The sequence below is a fragment of the Reinekea sp. genome (assembly GCF_046710285.1).
GTDB lineage: Bacteria > Pseudomonadota > Gammaproteobacteria > Pseudomonadales > Natronospirillaceae > Reinekea.
Map to the genome: position 1 here is coordinate 43,551 of NZ_JBKEGY010000013.1, position 19,256 is coordinate 62,806.

At 43.7% G+C, this 19,256-nt stretch carries 17 protein-coding genes; 11 read left to right on the top strand and 6 right to left on the bottom strand.

The genetic code is table 11. The features are described from left to right. Positions 1-110 precede the first annotated feature (110 nt). From lnt to ACI882_RS10590, 7 genes are all read left to right on the top strand, one after another. Positions 111-1,637: an apolipoprotein N-acyltransferase gene (gene lnt / locus ACI882_RS10560; protein ID WP_411746525.1), complete on the top strand. Its 1,527-nt coding sequence runs from the start codon at positions 111-113 to the stop codon at positions 1,635-1,637. A 254-nt stretch (positions 1,638-1,891) separates the two neighbouring features. Continuing rightward, entirely contained in the window at positions 1,892-2,662 is a 771-nt protein-coding gene (locus ACI882_RS10565) for an ABC transporter ATP-binding protein (RefSeq protein WP_411743722.1), read from the top strand. Positions 2,663-2,674: 12 nt separating this feature from the next. Further along, entirely contained in the window at positions 2,675-3,382 is a 708-nt protein-coding gene (locus tag ACI882_RS10570; RefSeq protein ID WP_411743721.1) for an ABC transporter ATP-binding protein, read from the top strand. A 14-nt stretch (positions 3,383-3,396) separates the two neighbouring features. Then, positions 3,397-4,395 carry a branched-chain amino acid ABC transporter permease gene (locus ACI882_RS10575; RefSeq protein WP_411743720.1) on the top strand — a complete coding sequence of 333 codons (999 nt, stop codon included), beginning with the start codon at positions 3,397-3,399 and terminating at the stop codon, positions 4,393-4,395. Further along, positions 4,395-5,663, top strand: coding sequence for a branched-chain amino acid ABC transporter permease (locus ACI882_RS10580; protein ID WP_411743719.1), 1,269 nt, complete (start codon positions 4,395-4,397; stop codon positions 5,661-5,663). Before ACI882_RS10575 ends, ACI882_RS10580 begins: the two co-directional genes overlap by 1 nt. A 229-nt stretch (positions 5,664-5,892) precedes the next feature. Then, positions 5,893-6,162 carry a hypothetical protein gene (locus ACI882_RS10585; protein WP_411743718.1) on the top strand — a complete coding sequence of 90 codons (270 nt, stop codon included), beginning with the start codon at positions 5,893-5,895 and terminating at the stop codon, positions 6,160-6,162. Between the two features lie 432 nt (positions 6,163-6,594). After that, positions 6,595-7,365: a hypothetical protein gene (locus ACI882_RS10590; RefSeq protein WP_411743717.1), complete on the top strand. Its 771-nt coding sequence runs from the start codon at positions 6,595-6,597 to the stop codon at positions 7,363-7,365. 304 nt (positions 7,366-7,669) lie between these two features. On the opposite strand, the gene ACI882_RS10595 is transcribed toward ACI882_RS10590, so the two are convergent. Next, positions 7,670-8,863, bottom strand: coding sequence for an ABC transporter substrate-binding protein (locus ACI882_RS10595; protein WP_411743716.1), 1,194 nt, complete (start codon positions 8,861-8,863; stop codon positions 7,670-7,672). Between the two features lie 124 nt (positions 8,864-8,987). Further along, complete coding sequence (locus tag ACI882_RS10600) at positions 8,988-9,941, bottom strand: M23 family metallopeptidase (RefSeq protein WP_411743715.1); 954 nt, start codon at positions 9,939-9,941, stop codon at positions 8,988-8,990. Positions 9,942-10,053: 112 nt separating this feature from the next. Here ACI882_RS10600 and ACI882_RS10605 point away from each other — a divergent pair, with 112 nt between their 5' ends. Together ACI882_RS10605 and pta are read left to right on the top strand one after the other, a co-directional pair. Then, positions 10,054-11,241 (top strand): acetate/propionate family kinase, encoded by a 1,188-nt coding sequence (locus tag ACI882_RS10605; RefSeq protein WP_411743714.1) that lies wholly within the window; start codon positions 10,054-10,056, stop codon positions 11,239-11,241. Positions 11,242-11,253: 12 nt separating this feature from the next. Then, complete coding sequence (pta, locus tag ACI882_RS10610; RefSeq protein ID WP_411743713.1) at positions 11,254-13,401, top strand: phosphate acetyltransferase; 2,148 nt, start codon at positions 11,254-11,256, stop codon at positions 13,399-13,401. 68 nt (positions 13,402-13,469) lie between these two features. Here pta and ACI882_RS10615 read toward each other — a convergent pair whose 3' ends face one another. Continuing rightward, positions 13,470-14,078, bottom strand: coding sequence for a hypothetical protein (locus tag ACI882_RS10615; protein WP_411743712.1), 609 nt, complete (start codon positions 14,076-14,078; stop codon positions 13,470-13,472). A gap of 115 nt (positions 14,079-14,193) precedes the next feature. Between ACI882_RS10615 and ACI882_RS10620 the strand changes: the two genes are divergently transcribed. Continuing rightward, positions 14,194-15,150 carry a D-2-hydroxyacid dehydrogenase gene (locus tag ACI882_RS10620; protein ID WP_411743711.1) on the top strand — a complete coding sequence of 319 codons (957 nt, stop codon included), beginning with the start codon at positions 14,194-14,196 and terminating at the stop codon, positions 15,148-15,150. A gap of 155 nt (positions 15,151-15,305) precedes the next feature. Then, a complete protein-coding gene (locus ACI882_RS10625) occupies positions 15,306-15,995 on the top strand; it encodes a MaoC family dehydratase (protein WP_411743710.1) in 690 nt (229 codons plus the stop codon). A gap of 3 nt (positions 15,996-15,998) precedes the next feature. Here ACI882_RS10625 and prmC read toward each other — a convergent pair whose 3' ends face one another. From prmC to hemA, 3 genes are read right to left on the bottom strand one after another with little or no spacing between them, the layout of a single operon-like run. Next, entirely contained in the window at positions 15,999-16,820 is an 822-nt protein-coding gene (prmC, locus tag ACI882_RS10630; protein ID WP_411743709.1) for a peptide chain release factor N(5)-glutamine methyltransferase, read from the bottom strand. After that, entirely contained in the window at positions 16,817-17,902 is a 1,086-nt protein-coding gene (gene prfA, locus ACI882_RS10635) for a peptide chain release factor 1 (RefSeq protein WP_411743708.1), read from the bottom strand. Before prfA ends, prmC begins: the two co-directional genes overlap by 4 nt. A gap of 6 nt (positions 17,903-17,908) precedes the next feature. Next, positions 17,909-19,186, bottom strand: coding sequence for a glutamyl-tRNA reductase (hemA, locus tag ACI882_RS10640; protein WP_411743707.1), 1,278 nt, complete (start codon positions 19,184-19,186; stop codon positions 17,909-17,911). Between the last annotated feature and the right edge of the window lie 70 nt (positions 19,187-19,256).

Sequence of the window (19,256 nt, forward strand, 5' to 3'; positions counted from 1 at the left end):
TTTGCGATAGTCTGCGGGCTCGTGAGGCCATAGTCAACAAGCTTCAGGCTTGTCGCTCACTGCTATTACAAGGTACAGTTCGCTCGATTAATCACTGGACCCTATTCCTTATGTTTCAGCAGCAACCGCTTGCACTTAGAATCGCCCTAGTTTTTACCATTGGTCTATGTATTCCATTATCTTTGGCGCCGTTTAACCTTTGGCCACTTTCCATTGTAGGGGTTCTTGGCTTTTTTTGGCTACAAACGGCCATTCAAAGCTCTAAATCCGCGTTTTGGCTGGGCTGGGTTTACGGTATTGGCTTCTTTGGCCTGGGCGTTTCGTGGGTTTACGGCAGTATGCGTACGGTAGACACCCCTGTATTACTATCCTTATTACTAACCGCTACCTTTTGCTTGGCGCTTGCATTTTTAGGCGCTATTCAGCTTTGGTTCCATGTTCGCTTTATTAATAAACTTCCAATGGGCCTACTTTTGGCTAGCCCGCTTAGCTGGTTATTCTTTGAATGGTTACGTGAATGGTTTCTAACAGGAATGCCTTGGTTATTTGTCGGGTATTCCGTCATTGATTTGCCTATGGCGCAATTGGCCGCTGTATTCAGTGTTTATGGTTTATCTTTGTGCCTCGCATTTATCAGTGCGGTTTTGTTTATTGGCATTCAAAAAATCAGCCGACATGAACGAAATGCCGCCATATTTGCAGTCGGAGTATCACTGTCTGCCTTTGCTGCTTTAAATATTGTCGGCTGGTTATTGCCTGCAGATTCCTGGACCACGCCTTCATCAACCATCAAAGTCGCGGCAGTTCAGAGCAATATTGCACAACAAGATAAATGGAAGTCAGCGCAACAAATAAAAACGTTAGAGTTTTATGGCAAGCAAATTGAAACCTTAAAAGATGTCGATTTAATGCTCTGGTCCGAGGCTGCGATGACCCGTCGTGCAGATCAAATCCCTAACTTTATTGGCCAAGTGCAAAGTATAACCGAGAAACGAGACCAAACATTACTGACTGGCGTTGTCACCAAAGACGGTCCGAACTATTTTAACGCCGTGCAAGGCTATGGCATGGCCAAAGGTGAGGAGTACCGTAAGCAGCATTTAGTGCCATTTGGCGAGTACGTGCCATTCGACCCTTATCTGCGTAATTTCATTGGCTTTTTTAATATTTCTATTTCGGGTATGTCGCCCGCATTGACAGAGCAAAACCCTATTGTATCCACACTGAACGGCGAGCCTTTCTTTTTAGCACCAGTTATCTGCTATGAAGCGGCTTACCCCAACATTGTTCGCAAGCTGGCAAAAAATGCTCAAATTTTAACGGTTGTCAGTAATGATGCTTGGTTTGGAGACTCAATTGCCCCGCACCAGCATCTACAAATAACTCGGATGCGCGCGATTGAAAATGGTCGAGATATGGCACGAGCGACTCAAAATGGTATATCAGCATTAATTAATGCTCGCGGCGAGTTAGTCAACTTTGCAGAGCAATTTACCGAAGCTCAAGTAGTGGGAGCCTTAACCTTACGAAACGGATTAACGCCGTTCCAAAGACTACACAGCTCAATCATTCCAATTCTAGCGACCATTATTTTGTTGATTATGCTTATAAGTTATCAACGAAAGCCGAAAAAATAGCGATAATGCGACCATTTAAATACAAATTTAGCCCTTTGCGGCTGACCTAGCTATGAAGAATAGGTAAACTACTCCGCAAATCAAAATAAGCAGTTTTTGAAGCTTAATTACTCTTTGATGGTCCGAGATTCTTCATGACCTCATTGAAATTAGTCACCAAAAACTGCAATAAAATAGTTCACAGATAACGAGCTACCCTTGTCACTGATGAACAATAAAAAAGAGAGTGGCTAAAAGCCACAATGGAGAAGTCAATGTCATCCATGATCGAGGTGAAAAACGTCGAGAAGGCGTTTGGGCACCTGAAAGTAATTAATGATTGCAGTTTTGACATCGAGAAAGGGTCAATAACGGGCATGATTGGTCCCAACGGTGCAGGTAAATCAACCATCTTTAATATCATCGCGGGCACCTTACCGCTTGATTCCGGCCAAATTATATTAGACGGTGAGGATGTTTCTGCACTCACCGCAGATCAGCTATTCAGTAAAGGCCTATTACGCACTTTCCAAATTGCACATGAATTTTCGCAGATGACAGCGCTTGAAAACCTGATGATGGTGCCACCGAGTCAGCTGGGCGAAAACATCTTCAACACCTGGCTTAAGCCTAAGCAAGTTATGGCGCAAGAGCTTGAAGTTCGTCAAAAAGCACAAGACGTCATTCAATATATCGGTCTCGATCACGTTAAAAACGAGCTCGCCGGGAATTTATCTGGCGGTCAAAAAAAGCTTTTGGAGCTTGGCCGAACTATGATGACCGAAGCCAAAGTTGTGTTACTCGACGAAGTAGCGGCAGGCGTTAACCGAACTCTACTAAAAGACTTAACCGACAATATTTTGCGCATGAACCGAGAGCTGGGCATTACCTTTTTGGTCATCGAGCACGACATGGATATGATCGCCAAATTATGTGACCCCGTCATTGTCCTTGCTCAAGGCAGCGTCATGGTTGAAGGCGCTATTGAAGACATCCGTAACAACCAGAAAGTAGTCGAAGCTTATTTTGGCACCGACGTCGCCTAACTTGGAGTAATCATGGCTATTTTAGAAACAAAGAACATTCATGGTGGCTACGGCGGCATGAACATATTAAATGGCGTCAATATGTCTGTTGACGCCAACGAGATCGGCGTCATTATCGGCCCTAACGGCGCAGGTAAGTCAACTTCGTTAAAAGCAATTTTCGGTTTACTCAACGTAACTGAAGGCTCCATTGAGCTTAATGGTGTCGATATAACCAATGCCGAACCTCATGTTTTAGTGAGTCACGGCATGTCATTTGTACCGCAAGAGCAAAACGTTTTTGTTAGCATGACCGTCGAAGAAAATTTAGAGATGGGTGCTTTTTTACGCAAAGGCAGCTTCCGAAACACCTTAGATTCGGTGTATCACTACTTCCCTGATTTAAAAGATAAGCGTTACCAACCTGCTGGCGAACTTTCTGGTGGTCAGCGGCAAATGGTTGCAATGGGTCGCGCTCTAATGATCGAACCGAAGGTGTTATTACTAGATGAACCGACCGCAGGTTTATCACCTCTGTACATGAATGAAATATTCGACCGTGTCGAAGCGATCAACAAAGAAGGTGTTGGTATTTTGATGGTTGAACAAAATGCAAAGCAAGCGTTACGTATTGCGCATAAAGGTTTTGTATTGGCCGCTGGCCGAAACAGTTTCACCGATACCGGTGAAAATTTGTTAAATGACCCGGAAGTTGCGAAAAGCTTCCTCGGCGGCCACTAAACTGGAGCGTAAGTGTGAACGAACTAATATTTTTTATGAACAAAGTCGTCATCTCAGGTGCGGTGATCGGCTCTATTTATGCGATGGGTGCGATTGGTGTAACATTGATTTTCAGTATTTTACGCTTTGCTCACTTCGCGCACGGTGACTTAATGACTCTAGGGGCATTTATCACTTTCTTCCTAACGGCTCTATTTCCTGCAGCTGGCCAAGCGATTGGTTTACCTACCGCGTTTGTCATGTTGCCGGTCGCCATGGTGATTACCAGCCTACTCGCTATTGGTATGGATAAGGCGTTTTATAAGCCTCTGCGCGACAACAATGTTAAACCCATTGTTTTAGTCATGGCATCTATTGGTGTCACCCTAATGCTGCAAGGTGTCATTCGATTGTTCTTCGGAACTGGCTCAAGAAACATGTATATCGATGATCGCAAAGAAATTTTCCGTTTAGAATTACCTTGGGAATTAGCGTCACGCAAACTGGTGATTACCGAACCGCAAATACTTTTGTTTGTGTTTACGATCCTCGCCGTTGTTTCATTGCATTTTTTCTTAACAAGGTCTCGTTTAGGAAAAGCCATGCGCGCCATGTCAGATAATGCTGACCTAGCGCGCATCTCTGGAATTAACGTTAACATGGTGGTTGTGGTGACCTGGGTGATCGCCGGATCTCTCGCGACAGCGGCAGGTACTCTACTTTCTCTAGATGTGTCTTTGAAGCCAGACTTAAGCTTTATCTTACTATTACCTATTTTCGCAGCAGCGATTGTTGGTGGCGTGGGTCATCCTTATGGCGCGATCATTGGTGGCTTTGTTGTTGGCATGTCTGAAACTTTAGCCGTTTTCAACTGGGCTGTATTGCTTCGGCCTCTTGAAGCAGCAACGGGCTGGGACTTACCAAACAACCTTGCCTTAGTACCGACTGAATATAAAATTACCGTGCCGTTTTTCATGTTAATAGCAATTTTGGTACTTAAACCGACGGGCATATTGAAAGGGAAGGTTCTCTAATGTTGATGACATATAAAAAAGAAGCCATTCTCTTTTCAGGCTTACTGCTAATCATTCTTACCATTATGGCATTTATGGGCACTGCCTATAGCTTACGTATGCTTGTTGAAGCATCTTGCTATGCCATTATTGCACTAGGCTTGACCATTCAATGGGGCTATGCCGGTCTATTTAACGCCGGTATTATGGGCTTTATTGCCATGGGTGGTTTTATGACCATGCTGTTTTCATTCCCGACCAATGAAGAGTTTTGGGCTTCTGAATTACCCGGTAACTTGGGCTCAGTGTTTTTTAAATTGCTCATTGGTATCGCCCTCATTGCTGCTTCTTTAAAGCTCGGAAAGCTAGGCGTTACTCAAAAGTGGCAACGGTTCATTACGATTATCTTAATTGCAGTTGTGTATATCATCTTTATGGCTCAATTAGATCCTGTTGCCTCCGCTATTGAGAGTGAGCACGGATTTATTGGCGGTTTTGGCTTACCAGTTTGGATCGGCTGGGTTGCTGGCGGTGTTATTGCAGGCGTTATTTCTTACGGTGTCGGGCACATTTGCTTAGGCCTTCGCAGTGACTACTTAGCTATTGCGACCTTAGGCATTGCAGAAATCATTAAAGCCTTTTTGAAAAATGCAGACTGGCTAACGCATGGCACATTAACTGTATCGCCTATGCAATGGCCGGTACCTGGGCCAGCAGACATAGGTTTTGAGCTAGCACGAGCGGCTTATTTATCTGTAACTGCATTAATGATTGCGGGTATTTTCTTTCTTCTCACCCGCGCTTACAACGCACCCTGGGGAAGAATGCTACGTGCGATTCGCGATAATGAAACCTCGTCTCTTGCCATGGGTAAAGATGTCAATAAGCGACGCTTAGAAGTCTTTGTTATCGGTTCGTTTTTGATGGGTGTTGGCGGTGCCGTTCTAACTTCGTTCAATGGTATTTTTGACCCTTCTGGTTACATTCCACTGAACCATACATTCCTAATATGGGTTATGGTCATACTAGGCGGTGCGGGTAATAACCTAGGCACCCTATTCGGCGCCGTATTTGTTTATATTATCTGGACAATGTCTGAACCAGTCGCGTTATATTTGTTTGACGCTATTAGACAAATTGGTGAAGTCTGGTTTGACTGGCAAGCCCCATCTGACTTAGACAGCCGTGCGCTTCAAGCCAGAGTATTCGTCATCGGGCTAACCATTACTTTAGTGCTACGCTATGCTCCTAAAGGGATTATTCCTGAACGAATCGCACAGCACAGTTGATTAACTTATAAAATAAAGGCGGCTGTTAAACCTTTGGTGGCCCATAAATATTTCAGCCTTTACGTGGGGTTCAGCGGCCCACAGCTTGAAATTTCGGTCGCCATAAACCCGTCCATGGGGGCTTGATTGAAACATCCATGTTTCAAACACCCGAATTTCAAGCAATGGGCCGCTTCTATACTATGCGATAGAAGTGGCTGGTATGCCGCCTCTTTATTGGGTATCAAATATGAATAATTCACAAAAAAAACTAATTGGATCCGTCCTTGCCATTTCAGGTTTGGCGTTATTAGCCTATGGTGGATACGAGCTATACTTAACTTATGACTACAACCAACAAATGAATCAAGTGGACGAGTCATTAGGTGGTTTGGTCAGCGGCTTGAGCAGTTTAATTGGATCTGATGTAAAATATGATTATACGAAAGGCGCCATACTAGCAGGTATTGGTTTACTTGATTTATTACTGGGCTGGATCATTTTGGGTAAAAGCCAATAACCCTTAGATACCTTCTCCATCGGCCTGACAATCGTCTTAACACTTTTCTGAATTAAACTTGACAGTATCAACGCTAGTCCGGCCAATATAAGCAACAAACTGTCTAGACAAGTTCATTGACGTCGCATCGATGACATCTAATGTTAAAATGATCGCTACTATGCCCGCCAAAATGACAATTTTTTAGAACGACCGTCAGAAATTCTCTCTTAATGATATTTATAAAACCGTGATCAGCCTGCCCTAGAAGAAACTAGGAACAAATGAAATAAATTTAAACCCAAATCTTTTCCAACACTACAGACATTTTCCCTAATACTGGTAAGTGAAATAAGACTAGCTATACTTTGTAAACGACCAATAAGGTTGCTTCTACCAAGAAGGGGCATTTTCCAGCTTTTAAAAACCACAATACACTTCAGAGGAAAACACTTGACTAAACAAGGCGAGTGCAGCAGCTTAATTTTGCCACTTAGATACACCATTAATGTGTGGTTGAGATCTTTGAGCCTTATTGCGGCTAGCATATTACTATGGAGCATTTCGACTTTTAGCGCAGCTGAAGATGAACTTGGTTTTAATATAATAGTGACCACTTACCCACCCTTTATTGACGAGAACGCCAAAGGTGGTGGTATTTCCTTGCAACTACTAACTACGCTTTTAGCACCATTTAACCAGTCTTACCAAGTACTAAATCTTCCGCCGGCAAGGGCGCATCTCTTAATGGCCAAGGATGATTACCTTATTAGTGTTTTACCGCCAGGCCATGCCAGCTCTAATCACCTGCGTTTTGAGCTCATAAAAACCGATCTTCACTATACTTTGTTTCAATTAAAGAGTCGCAATGAGCCTTGGCAGAATATATTCAATAAAAAAATTGGCACTCTAAATTTTAGGTTCGGCAAGAGTTACGCTCAAAACCTCCAAACACAAGGTGCGAAAATAGTAACCATTCCTAATTTCGAATCTGGTTTGAAAATGCTTCATGCTGGGAGGGTCGATTTTTTATTAGGCATTGATCAAACTATTTACAATGCTGCAGAAAAAATCGACATGGCAGACGAAATAATTGCCGATGACAACAAATTAACAAGCTTTGGTGCACTTGCCTTTTATGTCAATTTGAATAATCCAATGTCAATGGACTTGATCCAATATTTATACGATCAGGAAATTTTAGAAATAAAACAAACGCAGTAATGCAGTATATTCCCTGACATTTCGCCTACGCCGCAGGGTTAGAAAATGCTCTTAAAGCAGCAGGTTAAAAACCATTTGCCAAACTACCCTACTTTGTTAAAAAAAATCTACGGTAATTTAATATCAAAGATTGTATTACTCTTTATGCTGTTTCTGCTTCTAACACCCAAATTCCAAGCAATGGACCGCTTCTCAGCTGAGGGCCAGCAATGTTTTAAACTAAAATCATACAGATCATAATTGAGCTATTATTCTTCGCAAAAAAAACGCGGCAATTGCCGCGTTTTTTGAATACTAGGATAATTTACTTAAGGACAGACTTCTGTACAAATGCACCATTCTCAACCAGCATCTCTACAATCATACCCGGTACATCACCGTTAGCATCGAACTCATGGTCGCCAGAAGCACCTTGGTAGTTGATGTCTTTACCAGCCGCTAATGCTTTTTTAGCTTTAGCCCACTCACCTGGTAAAATAATCTCACCTGGAGCGCTTGATACCATACGAATAGCCGCTGCCATACCATCAACATCAGCCGAACCTTTAGACTCTAATGCTAGAGCAAGAATAAAAGTAGCATCATAAGATTGACCTGCGAAAATCGCAGTAGGATCTTGGCCTAATGATGTCATTGCTTCTGCGTAGGCAGATAAACCTGCAACTTGAGGGATGCCTGGTTTAGTTGCAATCATGCCATCTAGTACATCAGCACCCACTGCATCAACGATGTTTTGGCCAACCATACCATCACCACCCACAAAGCGACCAAAATCACCGCTCTCATAAGCCTGACGTAAAATAGTTTGACCCGATCCATCGGCATAAGCCAAGACAACCAAGGTTTCAACACCCGTAGAAGCTAAAGAACCCAACTCTGCGCGATAATCCGCTTTGCCATCTTCATGTGCTTCGTTAGCCGCAACTGTTCCAGTATAAGCACTGGCTAAAGCATCGGCTAAACCTTTACCGTAATCGTTGTTTACGTAAGTAATCGCAATTTCATCGATCCCTTTCGCAGTAAGCAACTTAGCCAACATTTCACCTTGGTATGCATCTGAAGGTGTAGTACGGAAAACTAAATCGTTATCATCTAAGCCAGTCACTGCTGGCGAAGTTGACGCTGGTGTAATCATTGGCACGCCCGCAGGTACAGCTACGTTATTAGATGCAGCAATTGTTGCACCAGAACATAAGCCACCAACGATACCCACAACACCTTCTGAGTTGATGAGTCGATCTGCGCCATTAGAAGCCGCAGATGCATCAACACAGGTTGTGTCTGCTGTTGGCATCGCTAGGATCTCACCAGTAGAAAACATACCACCTTCAAGGTTGATTTGAGCAACAGCTAATTTAGCGCCAGCGTAAATTGGCGGAGTTAAACTTTCAATTGGACCCGTGAAACCACCTAAAAAGCCGATTTTTACTTCTGCTTGGGCTGCACTCATTAATGATGCAGCAACGATTGCAGTACTTAATAATAATTTTTTATTCATTTTGATCTCTCTTATAATTTTTCTAATGCCCATGGGACTTCTTCATGTTGCGTACTTTTGAGCAAAAAAACAAGCTAAATGGGTGCTTTTATCGCCTGAAACTGCTCAGCTGTTCAGATTACGTTCAACTTCCTGATAAAGAACGAGCTAAGAAGGCCTTTCTATTGTGTAGCCACTGTAATTCTTCTTGTTGGCTGATGTTTTTAGGGGTAGGACAGGCTTTAGTGCTAAATACACAAAGGGAGTCCATGTTCGGCACCCAAAGCTGGGCATCAATTCGTGTATCGCCTAAATTCATTCGCCAATCCAAATGCGGTCCTGTGGAACGCCCAGTTGAACCCACAAAGCCAAGAATCTCGCCTTGCTTTAAATAGAGTCCTGGTTCAACGTTCAGTTTAGATAGATGTAAGAAGCTACTTGTTAAGCCGTTACCGTGATCTAGAATAACTGTGCCGCCACTAAAATAGAGATCATTCTCTGCCAAGGTAACGAGCCCAGAAGCCGGGGCGTATATTGGAGTGCCCTGCCGAGCGGCCATATCAACGCCCCAATGCGGGCTACCCGGAATGCCATTATAAAAACGCTGACTGCCATAAACCCCGGTTATTCGCCCAAAAATAGGCCAAACAAAACTTTCTTCTCGCCATGCAGCAATACTTGTCTGCTTTTCTTTAGCCGCTTTAACTAAGAAATACTCTCGTTCGATACGCGCTTGTAAGCTCTTTGGCGGAGTAACCTTCGCTTGATCAACGCCATTGACTCGCTGAACATTAAATTCACGTACGTCTATCCAAATTGGATAGTAGCTTATAGGTTGATCCGGGGTAATGACCTCAATCTCATGTAAACCGGCTAATTCTCGTGAAAAGCCAAGCTGGAAATAACCTGTTTCGTCTGTTGGGATCATTTTGCCATTAAAGCGCAGCGCAGCTGATACTTGCAACTGACCAATTAAATGCCCGCCACTGACTAGCTCGGCTTTAATTTCTTTGATGGCACTCGCATTGATCGTATTTAGAAAAAGGGTGATAAACACCATGAAAAACGGCACAATTCTCAACAAATTGATCTTCATCATAAACAAAATACAAGGTTCCTCTAAACTCTGTTTGATTCAAAGTATAGGGTAATTCAAGTTACTATGTAGCGCTTATGCTTCTACTTTACTCCAATTCTCGACGGGCGTATCAATGTCTCAAAATATTTTAGTTTTAAACTCTGGCAGTTCTTCAATTAAGTTTTCATTATTCGACATGCTCAAAGGTATCGAAAGAGCCAGTGGCTTAGCCGAGCGGTTAGGCGGGAATGATGCTGAATTGACAATCAAATCTGATGCTAACAAATTAACCATCAATTTAGAAAAAAGCGATTATAAAAGTACACTATTAGTTATTATCGAACAGCTTAAAGCATTGGGCTTATTAACTACCCTGCCAATCGCTGTGGGACACCGTGTCGTTCATGGCGGAGAAGCATTTAGCAATTCAGTCATCGTTGATCAACACGTCATAAATAGCATTAAAGCTTGCACACCACTTGCTCCATTACACAATCCGGCTAACGTTGCAGGCATCGAAGCGTTACAAGCACTCTACCCTGAAATCCCTCAAGTCGTGGTATTTGATACCGCCTTTCACCAAACGCTTAAGCCAGAGGCTTTCTTATATGGCGTCCCTTATGAACTCTATACGAACAATGGCGTTCGCCGGTATGGCTTTCATGGCACCAGCCACCACTACGTTGCCGAAGAAGCTGTAAAGCGCCTTCAACTGCCGTCTAATCACGGCATTATTACCGCTCACTTGGGCAATGGTTGCAGTGCTTGCGCGGTAAAAGATGGAAAATCTGTCGACACGACCATGGGCATGACTCCACTAGAAGGTTTAGTCATGGGAACCCGTTCGGGTGATGTAGACCCTGGGCTGCACGAATTCCTATCTGTACAGAAAGGTTGGGATATCGCCAAAATCACCTCTGTACTCAATAAGGAAAGCGGATTACTTGGTTTATCGGGGGTCTCCAATGATATGCGCACCCTTCTCGACGCAGCTGACCAGGGTAACGAGCAAGCCAAGCTTGCTGTTGATGTCTTTTGCTTCCGGTTAGCACGACAAATTGGCGGATTAGCCGTATCTTTGTCTACTTTTGACGCACTCGTCTTCACCGGCGGTATTGGTGAAAACTCTCGTCCCATTCGCCAACAAGTGATTGATAATCTATCCTTATTTGGATTTAAACTTGATGCGCAACTTAACCAGAAGAACGGTGATGAGATTGGTTGCATTTCTATGGATCAAAGCCCTAAGGTTTTAGTGATTAACACCCAAGAAGAGTGGATGATCGCCAAGAAGTCGCATGCACTTGTCACTGCACACTAAGAGGATAGATTTTTGAAATATACATATTTTGTTAGTGCGACCAGCGCTGGGGTTGGCCTAACCTCCATTTGCTTGGGCTTAGTTCGTGCGCTAGAACAACTCGGTGTTCGCGTTGCGTTCAGTAAACCTATTGCGCAGCAAGATGGTTTTGATCTCGGTCCTGAACGCTCCACCCATTTGATACACGCCACGCTTGGCCTCAACCCTGCAAAACCAGTTACATTGACTTATGCTCAACAGCAATTAGCACTGGGCCAAGCCGATAAGCTGATGGAAGAAATCATTTCCATCACCCAATCGTCTGGTGAAGAAGCCGACATCCTAATCGTCGAAGGTTTAGTTCCTGTTGTCGATGAAAACTATATTGCCGAACTAAACCGCAACATGGCCAAAGCACTTGATGCCGATGTGATCTTGGTTTCTGCCAAAAACAACGACAGCACCGCGCAATTAAACGAGCGTATCAAAATGTCAGCCAGTTTGTACGGCGGCATTAACAGCAAAAAAGTTATCGGCAGTATCTTAAATAAAGTTGGTGCTCCAAAACCAGGCAGCCAACAAGTAATTGCTGAAGAAGACCCCGAACTTGAACTGAAAACGCCGAAGTCATTCGAAGACATCGTTGAGCGAATGCCTATTTTCAAAAACGAGACTTTTAAGCTTCTAGGTACAGTTAATTGGAACCCGTTACTGGTTGCGCCGCGTACGCGAGATGTTAGCAACCACTTACAGGCCAGCATTATTAATGAAGGGCTAATTGATGAGCGTCGGGTGCAAAGCATAACGGTATGCGCACGCACGATGCAGAATATGCTACACACCTTGAAAGCAGGAACTTTGGTTGTTACACCTGGCGATAGAGATGACATTTTACTCGCCGCCTGCATGGCCGCTCTTAATGGAGTGCCGCTGGCAGGTCTCGTACTGACGGGTGGTTTAATGCCTAACGCGCCCGTGATGGAATTATGCCACTCAGCTTTCGCAACGGGCTTGCCAGTCATGGCGGTCAAAAACAACACCTTTAGCTCCGCTCAAATGCTAAACAATATGAACACTGAAGTACCTGCCGATGACGTAACGCGCATGGAAAGTGTCATGGATGCCGTTGCTGCGGCCATTAATGCTAAATACCTTGCAGAAAAAGCTGAGGTCATCGAAGAACGTCGCCTATCACCGCCTGCTTTCCGGCACCTGTTGGTTAAACAAGCTCGTAAAGCGAATAAACGTATTATTCTTCCCGAGGGCCATGAACCAAGAACTATTCGCGCAGCGGCTATTTGTCATGAGAAAGGCATTGCGCATTGTGTATTACTAGGTGATGCAGAAGAAATTAGACGTGTCGCATTGAGTCAAGATATTGTGCTACCTGAAACCATTGAAATTATTAACCCACTCGATGCACTACACAAATATATCGAGCCCATGGTTCAGCTCAGGCAACACAAAGGCTTAACTGCACCTATGGCGGAAGCACAACTAGAAGACCCTATTGTATTAGGGACTATGATGCTGGCACTTGATGATGTCGACGGCCTTGTTTCTGGCGCGATTAGCACGACAGCAAATACGGTACGTCCAGCTTTACAGTTAATCAAAACTAGACCTGATGCTAGCCTGGTGTCTTCCATTTTCTTCATGCTCTTACCCGACCAAGCCGTTGTTTATGGTGATTGCGCTATTAACCCAGATCCAAATGCAGAAGAACTTGCCGATATTGCCATTCAATCAGGTGACTCTGCGAAAGCCTTTGGTATTGAGCCACGTATTGCCATGATCAGCTACTCTACAGGTCAATCAGGCAGTGGCAGTGACGTAGTCAAAGTGCGCGAGGCGACTCGCATCGCCAAAGAGCGTCGCCCTGATTTATTAATCGACGGGCCTTTGCAATATGATGCAGCCAGCACTCCGAGTGTAGCAGCAAGTAAAGCACCAAACAGTTTAGTAGCAGGTAGAGCCACTGTTTTTGTTTTCCCAGACCTCAACACGGGTAACACAACTTATAAAGCAGTACAGCGCAGCGCCAACGTCATTTCAATTGGCCCTATGCTACAAGGCTTACGAAAACCGGTTAACGATTTATCTCGTGGAGCATTAGTTGAAGATATTGTCTATACCATTGCTTTGACAGCAATCCAAGCCGGACAAATGGAAAAGTCTTAGACGTTAGGATCTAACAAGGCTAAAAGGCTAACCCCAGTGCAATGATTACATTCACTGGGGTTATTATTTTAGGCAAGTGTTGTATTTGATGCTTTATGTATGTAATCGAAATATTTTGCATTGTTTACATCAATGTTTTCAGGGGTAATTATTAGCATATTGCTTTGCTTGGCAGCGGCAATCCAATGTTCACCTGACACTAATGACGCTTTTTCGAATTGAAACCCAAAGCTACGTCGCGCACGTGTTTTTATGGCACTTAAAATGCCTTCAAGCGAGTCCGAATCTTCACTTGTGGCCACTGGCATTAACTCGCTGTATAAGCCAATGTTCCGTGATTTAAGTTGCAGCGCTGACAATGATGTGGAGGTAACAATACCAACAACGGTATCTTTTCTATTTTGCAGTGAGTTAGCTCGTTCAATTAGACTGTAATTTGCAGGTATCACGCTTGGTCGAATTAAATATTGCCGCCGTAAATGGAAACTATATCGAGTTCTAAACTCCACGATTTCCAATTGAGAGGCGACTCTTTCTTCAAACTTATAGAATATGTTCCGAAAATCTACGCTATTAACGAGAAGCTCAGGGCTTACTTTATTTCCTGTTACATCCTGTAAAGCCTTCGCTAAGGCCAGACCATCCATGGTATTTGTAGGACATAAAGCTGTGTCCAAATCAAACACCACCAAGTGCATTTTAAAGTTACTCCAAATAATCGAACGAAGTTGATAAGCTATAGAAATCGCTTAACCAACCAATCGGCCGCAGTTTATATAATAGGTACTTACAATGAAAGCTACATTCTTAGATAGGGCAACTATTCCACCTCACATTGACCTCACCACCCCTAATGCGATAAAAACCTGGGAAAACTTTGACAATTTGGCGTCAGATGAAATCATCAATCAGTGTATGAGTAGTGACATCATTTTGACGAATAAGGCTGTACTTACAAAAGACATTATAAATCAATTACCGGCATTAAAACTCATTTGCGTAACTGCAACGGGCACCAACAACGTTAATTTAGACGCATGTCGCAAAAACAACATCGCAGTGGTTAATGCGACCAATTACGGCACTGCATCGGTTGCAGAACATACCCTAATGCTGATACTCGCTTTGTCTAGAAATTTACCGCGTTACCTAGAAAGCTTAAAAACCAAAGAGTGGAGTAAAAGCCCATTTTTCTATCATTACGCAGGCCAGATTCAGTCACTCGCAGGAAAAACACTTACCATTGTTGGCTATGGAACTTTAGGACGTGCTGTTGCTGAACGAGCCAGCGCAATTGGCATGAACATCATCCGCGCCGAGCAACCCGATGCACAGCAAATTAGGGAAGGCTATACCGATTTTTACCAAGCCATCAAGCAAGCCGATGTACTCAGCCTGCACTGCCCGTTAACCGAAAAAACGACGAATCTCATTGATAAAGCTACATTAGCGCTCCTAAAGCCAAGCTGTATATTGATAAATACTGGCCGAGGTGGGCTCGTAAACGAAAAAGATTTGTTAGCAGCGCTCACAAGTGAGCAAATTCTAGCGGCCGGACTTGATGTCGCAGAGACAGAACCGCCAAGCCCTAACGGCACTATTTGGCAATTAGCACTGCTGCCTAATGTCATCGTTACACCTCATGTGGCTTGGGCTGCAGATGATTCCATGCAACGATTAATAAACCAAATTATGACCAAGATTGAAGATTTCGTCGAGCATCGCCCGATTGATAATTTAGCAGGTTAGCAATACATCGCTGAACAGACAGGTTAAAGTACGCCCGTATATTAATTTGATGCACCTTTCAACTATTTTTTGTAAGGAATACAATAGGCACTTATTAAAACTTACCCGTGGACAGTTCTTCTAAATAAAGAGTGAATGACCAAAAAAGGAAGCCAATGAGCGTCATTGATTTTTTGAAAGAAAAAAGTGATCGATTAGCAAAAAACCGAGATGAAATAGTTGAACTCATTCAGCCGCAATTACGTGGCTACTTCAATGAGATTTTTCAATCAGCAAAAAACAGCCCGTGGATGAATTGGGCACTCGATCAAAAAATACTAACCTCTGGTTCTGATGCACAAGAAACTATTAATGATCGCTGGCTGCATGATAACAATGCAGATGCCTTGGCGATGCTCGAAAAATTATCTAGCGATTTAGACTCAATTGTTTATACCGGTCAATGGATGGCGGTTGAGCAAGATCGCATTAATCAGTTTGCAGAAGTTACTGAAGATCAGCAGTGGATCCATACCGACCCAGAAAGAGCTAAGGTCGAATCGCCATTCAGAGGCACAATTGCACACGGGTTTTTAACTTTGTCTTTGCTGCCTAAACTAACTAATGCTGTAGATCCAGATCAGCCACCCTACCCTGGCGCAAAAATGGTCGTGAATATGGGGTTAAATCAGGTGCGATTCCCGTACCCATTAAAAGCAGGTTCTCATGTTCGCGCGACCAAAAAAATCATTGCGGTAACACCGGTTCGTCGTGGCTTAGAAGTGACCGAAGAAATAACGGTTGAAATAGAAAATTGCCGTCGCCCTGCTTGTGTTGCGCAAACCTTATTGCTCTTAGTGTATTAGACGTTAAGGTAACACTCCCATGGTGACACGATCGTTGTCGCCATAGTCCTTTACAGTTCGAACTTGAATAAAACCAACATCTGTTAGTATTTGTTGTACCGCCTCAGCTTGTGTCCAACCATGTTCAAAAAAAACCATGCCATTGGGTTTTAAACATCGTACAGCTTCATGGCTGATGTGCTTAATGTCGGCTAGCCCATGTTCACCGGACACTAATGCAGACTTAGGTTCGAAGCGCACATCACCTTCGTTTAAATGATGATCTTTGCAATCTATATAGGGAGGGTTACTGACGATAACATCCAGTGATGAATCTGCCAACGCATCACACCAAGATGAAACTTCAAAGCTCACGTCTAACCGTAATGATGCTGCATTCGTCCGCGCTAATTCTATTGCTTCGGATATCCGATCAACACCTAACATCTGCCAGCTTGGTCGTTCTGATTTTAACGCCAGTGCAATTGCACCTGTGCCGGTCCCTAAATCAACAACCGCCAATGGCGAGGCATCGAATTGATCCAAAACTGTTTCAACCAGCACTTCAGTATCTGCACGAGGAATTAGGGTTACGTTAGTCGTTTTAATGGGCAGCGACCAAAACTCTCGCACACCGACAATGTAGGCTACGGGCTCGCCGTCGAGGCGACGTGATATCCAATTAGAATAGTTTTCAGATTGTTCGGCCGTTAATATCTGTTCAGGAAAAGCCATTAAATAAGTTCTGACTTTATTGAGGGCTGTATAAAGCAAAACCTCGGCATCGAGCTTATCAACACCAAGGTTAACAGCATTGGCGATTGCCTCACCAATGCATAGGCTCACGCCTGCCCCATATCGGCAAACAACTGAGCTTGATGTTCCAGCACTAGCGGATCAATTATATATTCTAATTGACCTTGCATGATCTCATCTAACTTATAGAGCGTTAGGTTGATTCTGTGATCTGAGATTCGCCCTTGTGGGTAGTTATAAGTACGAATACGTTCAGAGCGGTCACCACTACCCACGAGAGATTTACGCTGTTCAGCTTGTTCAGCTGCAGCGGCTGATGTTTGCGAGTCTTTTAATCGAGCCGCTAACAATGACATTGCTCGAGCTTTATTCTTATGTTGCGAACGCTCATCTTGACACTCTACCACCATACCGGTCGGTAAGTGGGTTAAACGAATTGCTGAGTCTGTTTTGTTAACGTGCTGCCCACCGGCACCGGATGCTCGGAAGGTATCAACGCGTAAATCGTTTTTATCAATCTCGATGGCTTCTAGCTCATCTGCTTCAGGCATAACCGCAACGGTACAAGCTGAGGTGTGAATTCGGCCTTGGCTTTCCGTTTCAGGTACGCGCTGAACTCGGTGCGCGCCTGACTCAAACTTTAATTGAGAGTAAACATTCGCACCGGTAACACGGGCGATAATCTCTTTAAAACCACCGTGTTCACCTTCATTGGTCGAGAGCACTTCAATTTTCCATCGCGATTTTTCAGCAAAGCGAGTATACATTCGAAATAAATCGCCAGAAAAAATTGCGGCTTCATCACCACCGGTCCCAGCACGAATTTCTAAGAAAACGTTTTTCCCATCATTCGGGTCTTTAGGTAGTAACAAGATTTGTAGTTGATCATTTAATTGTGTAATACGTTCCTGCGCTGCTTTAAACTCCTCTTTCCCCATCTCTCTCATGTCTGGATCTGAGTCATCTAGCAACGCTTTAGCTTCATCTAAGTCACCTTCACTGACTCGATAATCAGCAAAGCATTTCACTACATCTTCAAGGTCGGAATATTCTTGGGAATATTTACGAAACTCATCTTGATTAGAAATGACTTCAGGCTGCGACAACAGCATACCCAACTCTTCATAGCGCTCAGACAATTCTTCTAATTTAAAACGTATTGACTCTTTCATAGAAACCTAAGGTTTAATTTCAAATAATTTTAATGCCCAATCGTTTGCGTTCGGGTCGCCTTCTTCAAAGGCCGTTCGTAACGCGACTGTCGGACTGTGCATCAGTTTATTGGTTAAGTTATGCGCTAATAACTGCATAACAGCTTCAGGATCTTCACCTGCTGCTAATGATTTTTTTGCTTTGTCTAGTTCTTTTTGTTTCACCCTATGGGCTTTTTCACGCATAACTCGAATGACAGAACCAGCAGCTCGTATATTGACGTTTGAGGAAAACACCTCTGTTTGGTTCTCGATTATACGCTCTGCTTCTTGGGCGGCAACCTGTCTAGAACGTCGATTATCTTCAATGACCGAGCGTAAATCGTCAACGGTGTATAAAAACACATCGTTTAAATCACCTACTTCATGTTCAATATCGCGAGGCACCGCAATATCGACCATAAACATAGGCTTATTTTTTCGTGCTTTCAAAGCTCGCTCAACCATTCCCTTGCCTATTAATGGCAATTGGCTTGCAGTAGAAGAGATAACGATATCTGCATGCGGCAGTTCCGTTGGAATATCGGACAACAAACAGGCTCTAGCATTAAACTCATTTGCTAAGCTTTCAGCACGAGCTAATGTCCGGTTAGCAACGGTTATTTGGGTTAAGCCTTTCTCTCGTAGATGCCGCGCGACCAAATCTATGGTTTCACCTGCACCTACCAGCAAGGCTTTACAGGTCGATAAATCTTCAAATATACGCGTGCTCAAGCTCACCGCCGCATAAGCCACACTGACCGCATTTTCACCAATGGCAGTCTCTGTACGGACCTTTTTAGCAACTTTAAAGCTGTGCTGGAAGACAAAGTTCAGCATTGAACCGACTGCTTTGTGTTCTTGTGCCACGGCATAGGCCGATTTCAATTGGCCCAAAATTTGAGGTTCGCCTAAGACCATGCTGTCGAGACCGGCTGCGACCTTACTAATATGATCTACGACGCGGTCATCGGTATGCACATAGGTACAGGCCTTTAGTTCTGCCGGATCTAGGTGATGGCTCGCTGCCAACCAGTTAACAAGAGCATCTGCAGATTCTGTGGCTTTATCCGATTGACAGTATATTTCACTTCGATTACAAGTCGACAGTATCACTGTTTCTGAAATACCAGGTAAGTCTAGAATCGATCTTAAAGACTCAGACATGGTTTCAGGCATAAAGCTCACTTTTTCGCGAACTTCAACAGATGCTGTATTGTGATTGATACCAATGGCCAATAATGACATGCCTTGGTGGTGCCTCATTTGTAAAAACGCCGTATTCTAACGGCTTTACCTAAATTAGGCGATAACGGCTATGCTAATATTCTTAACT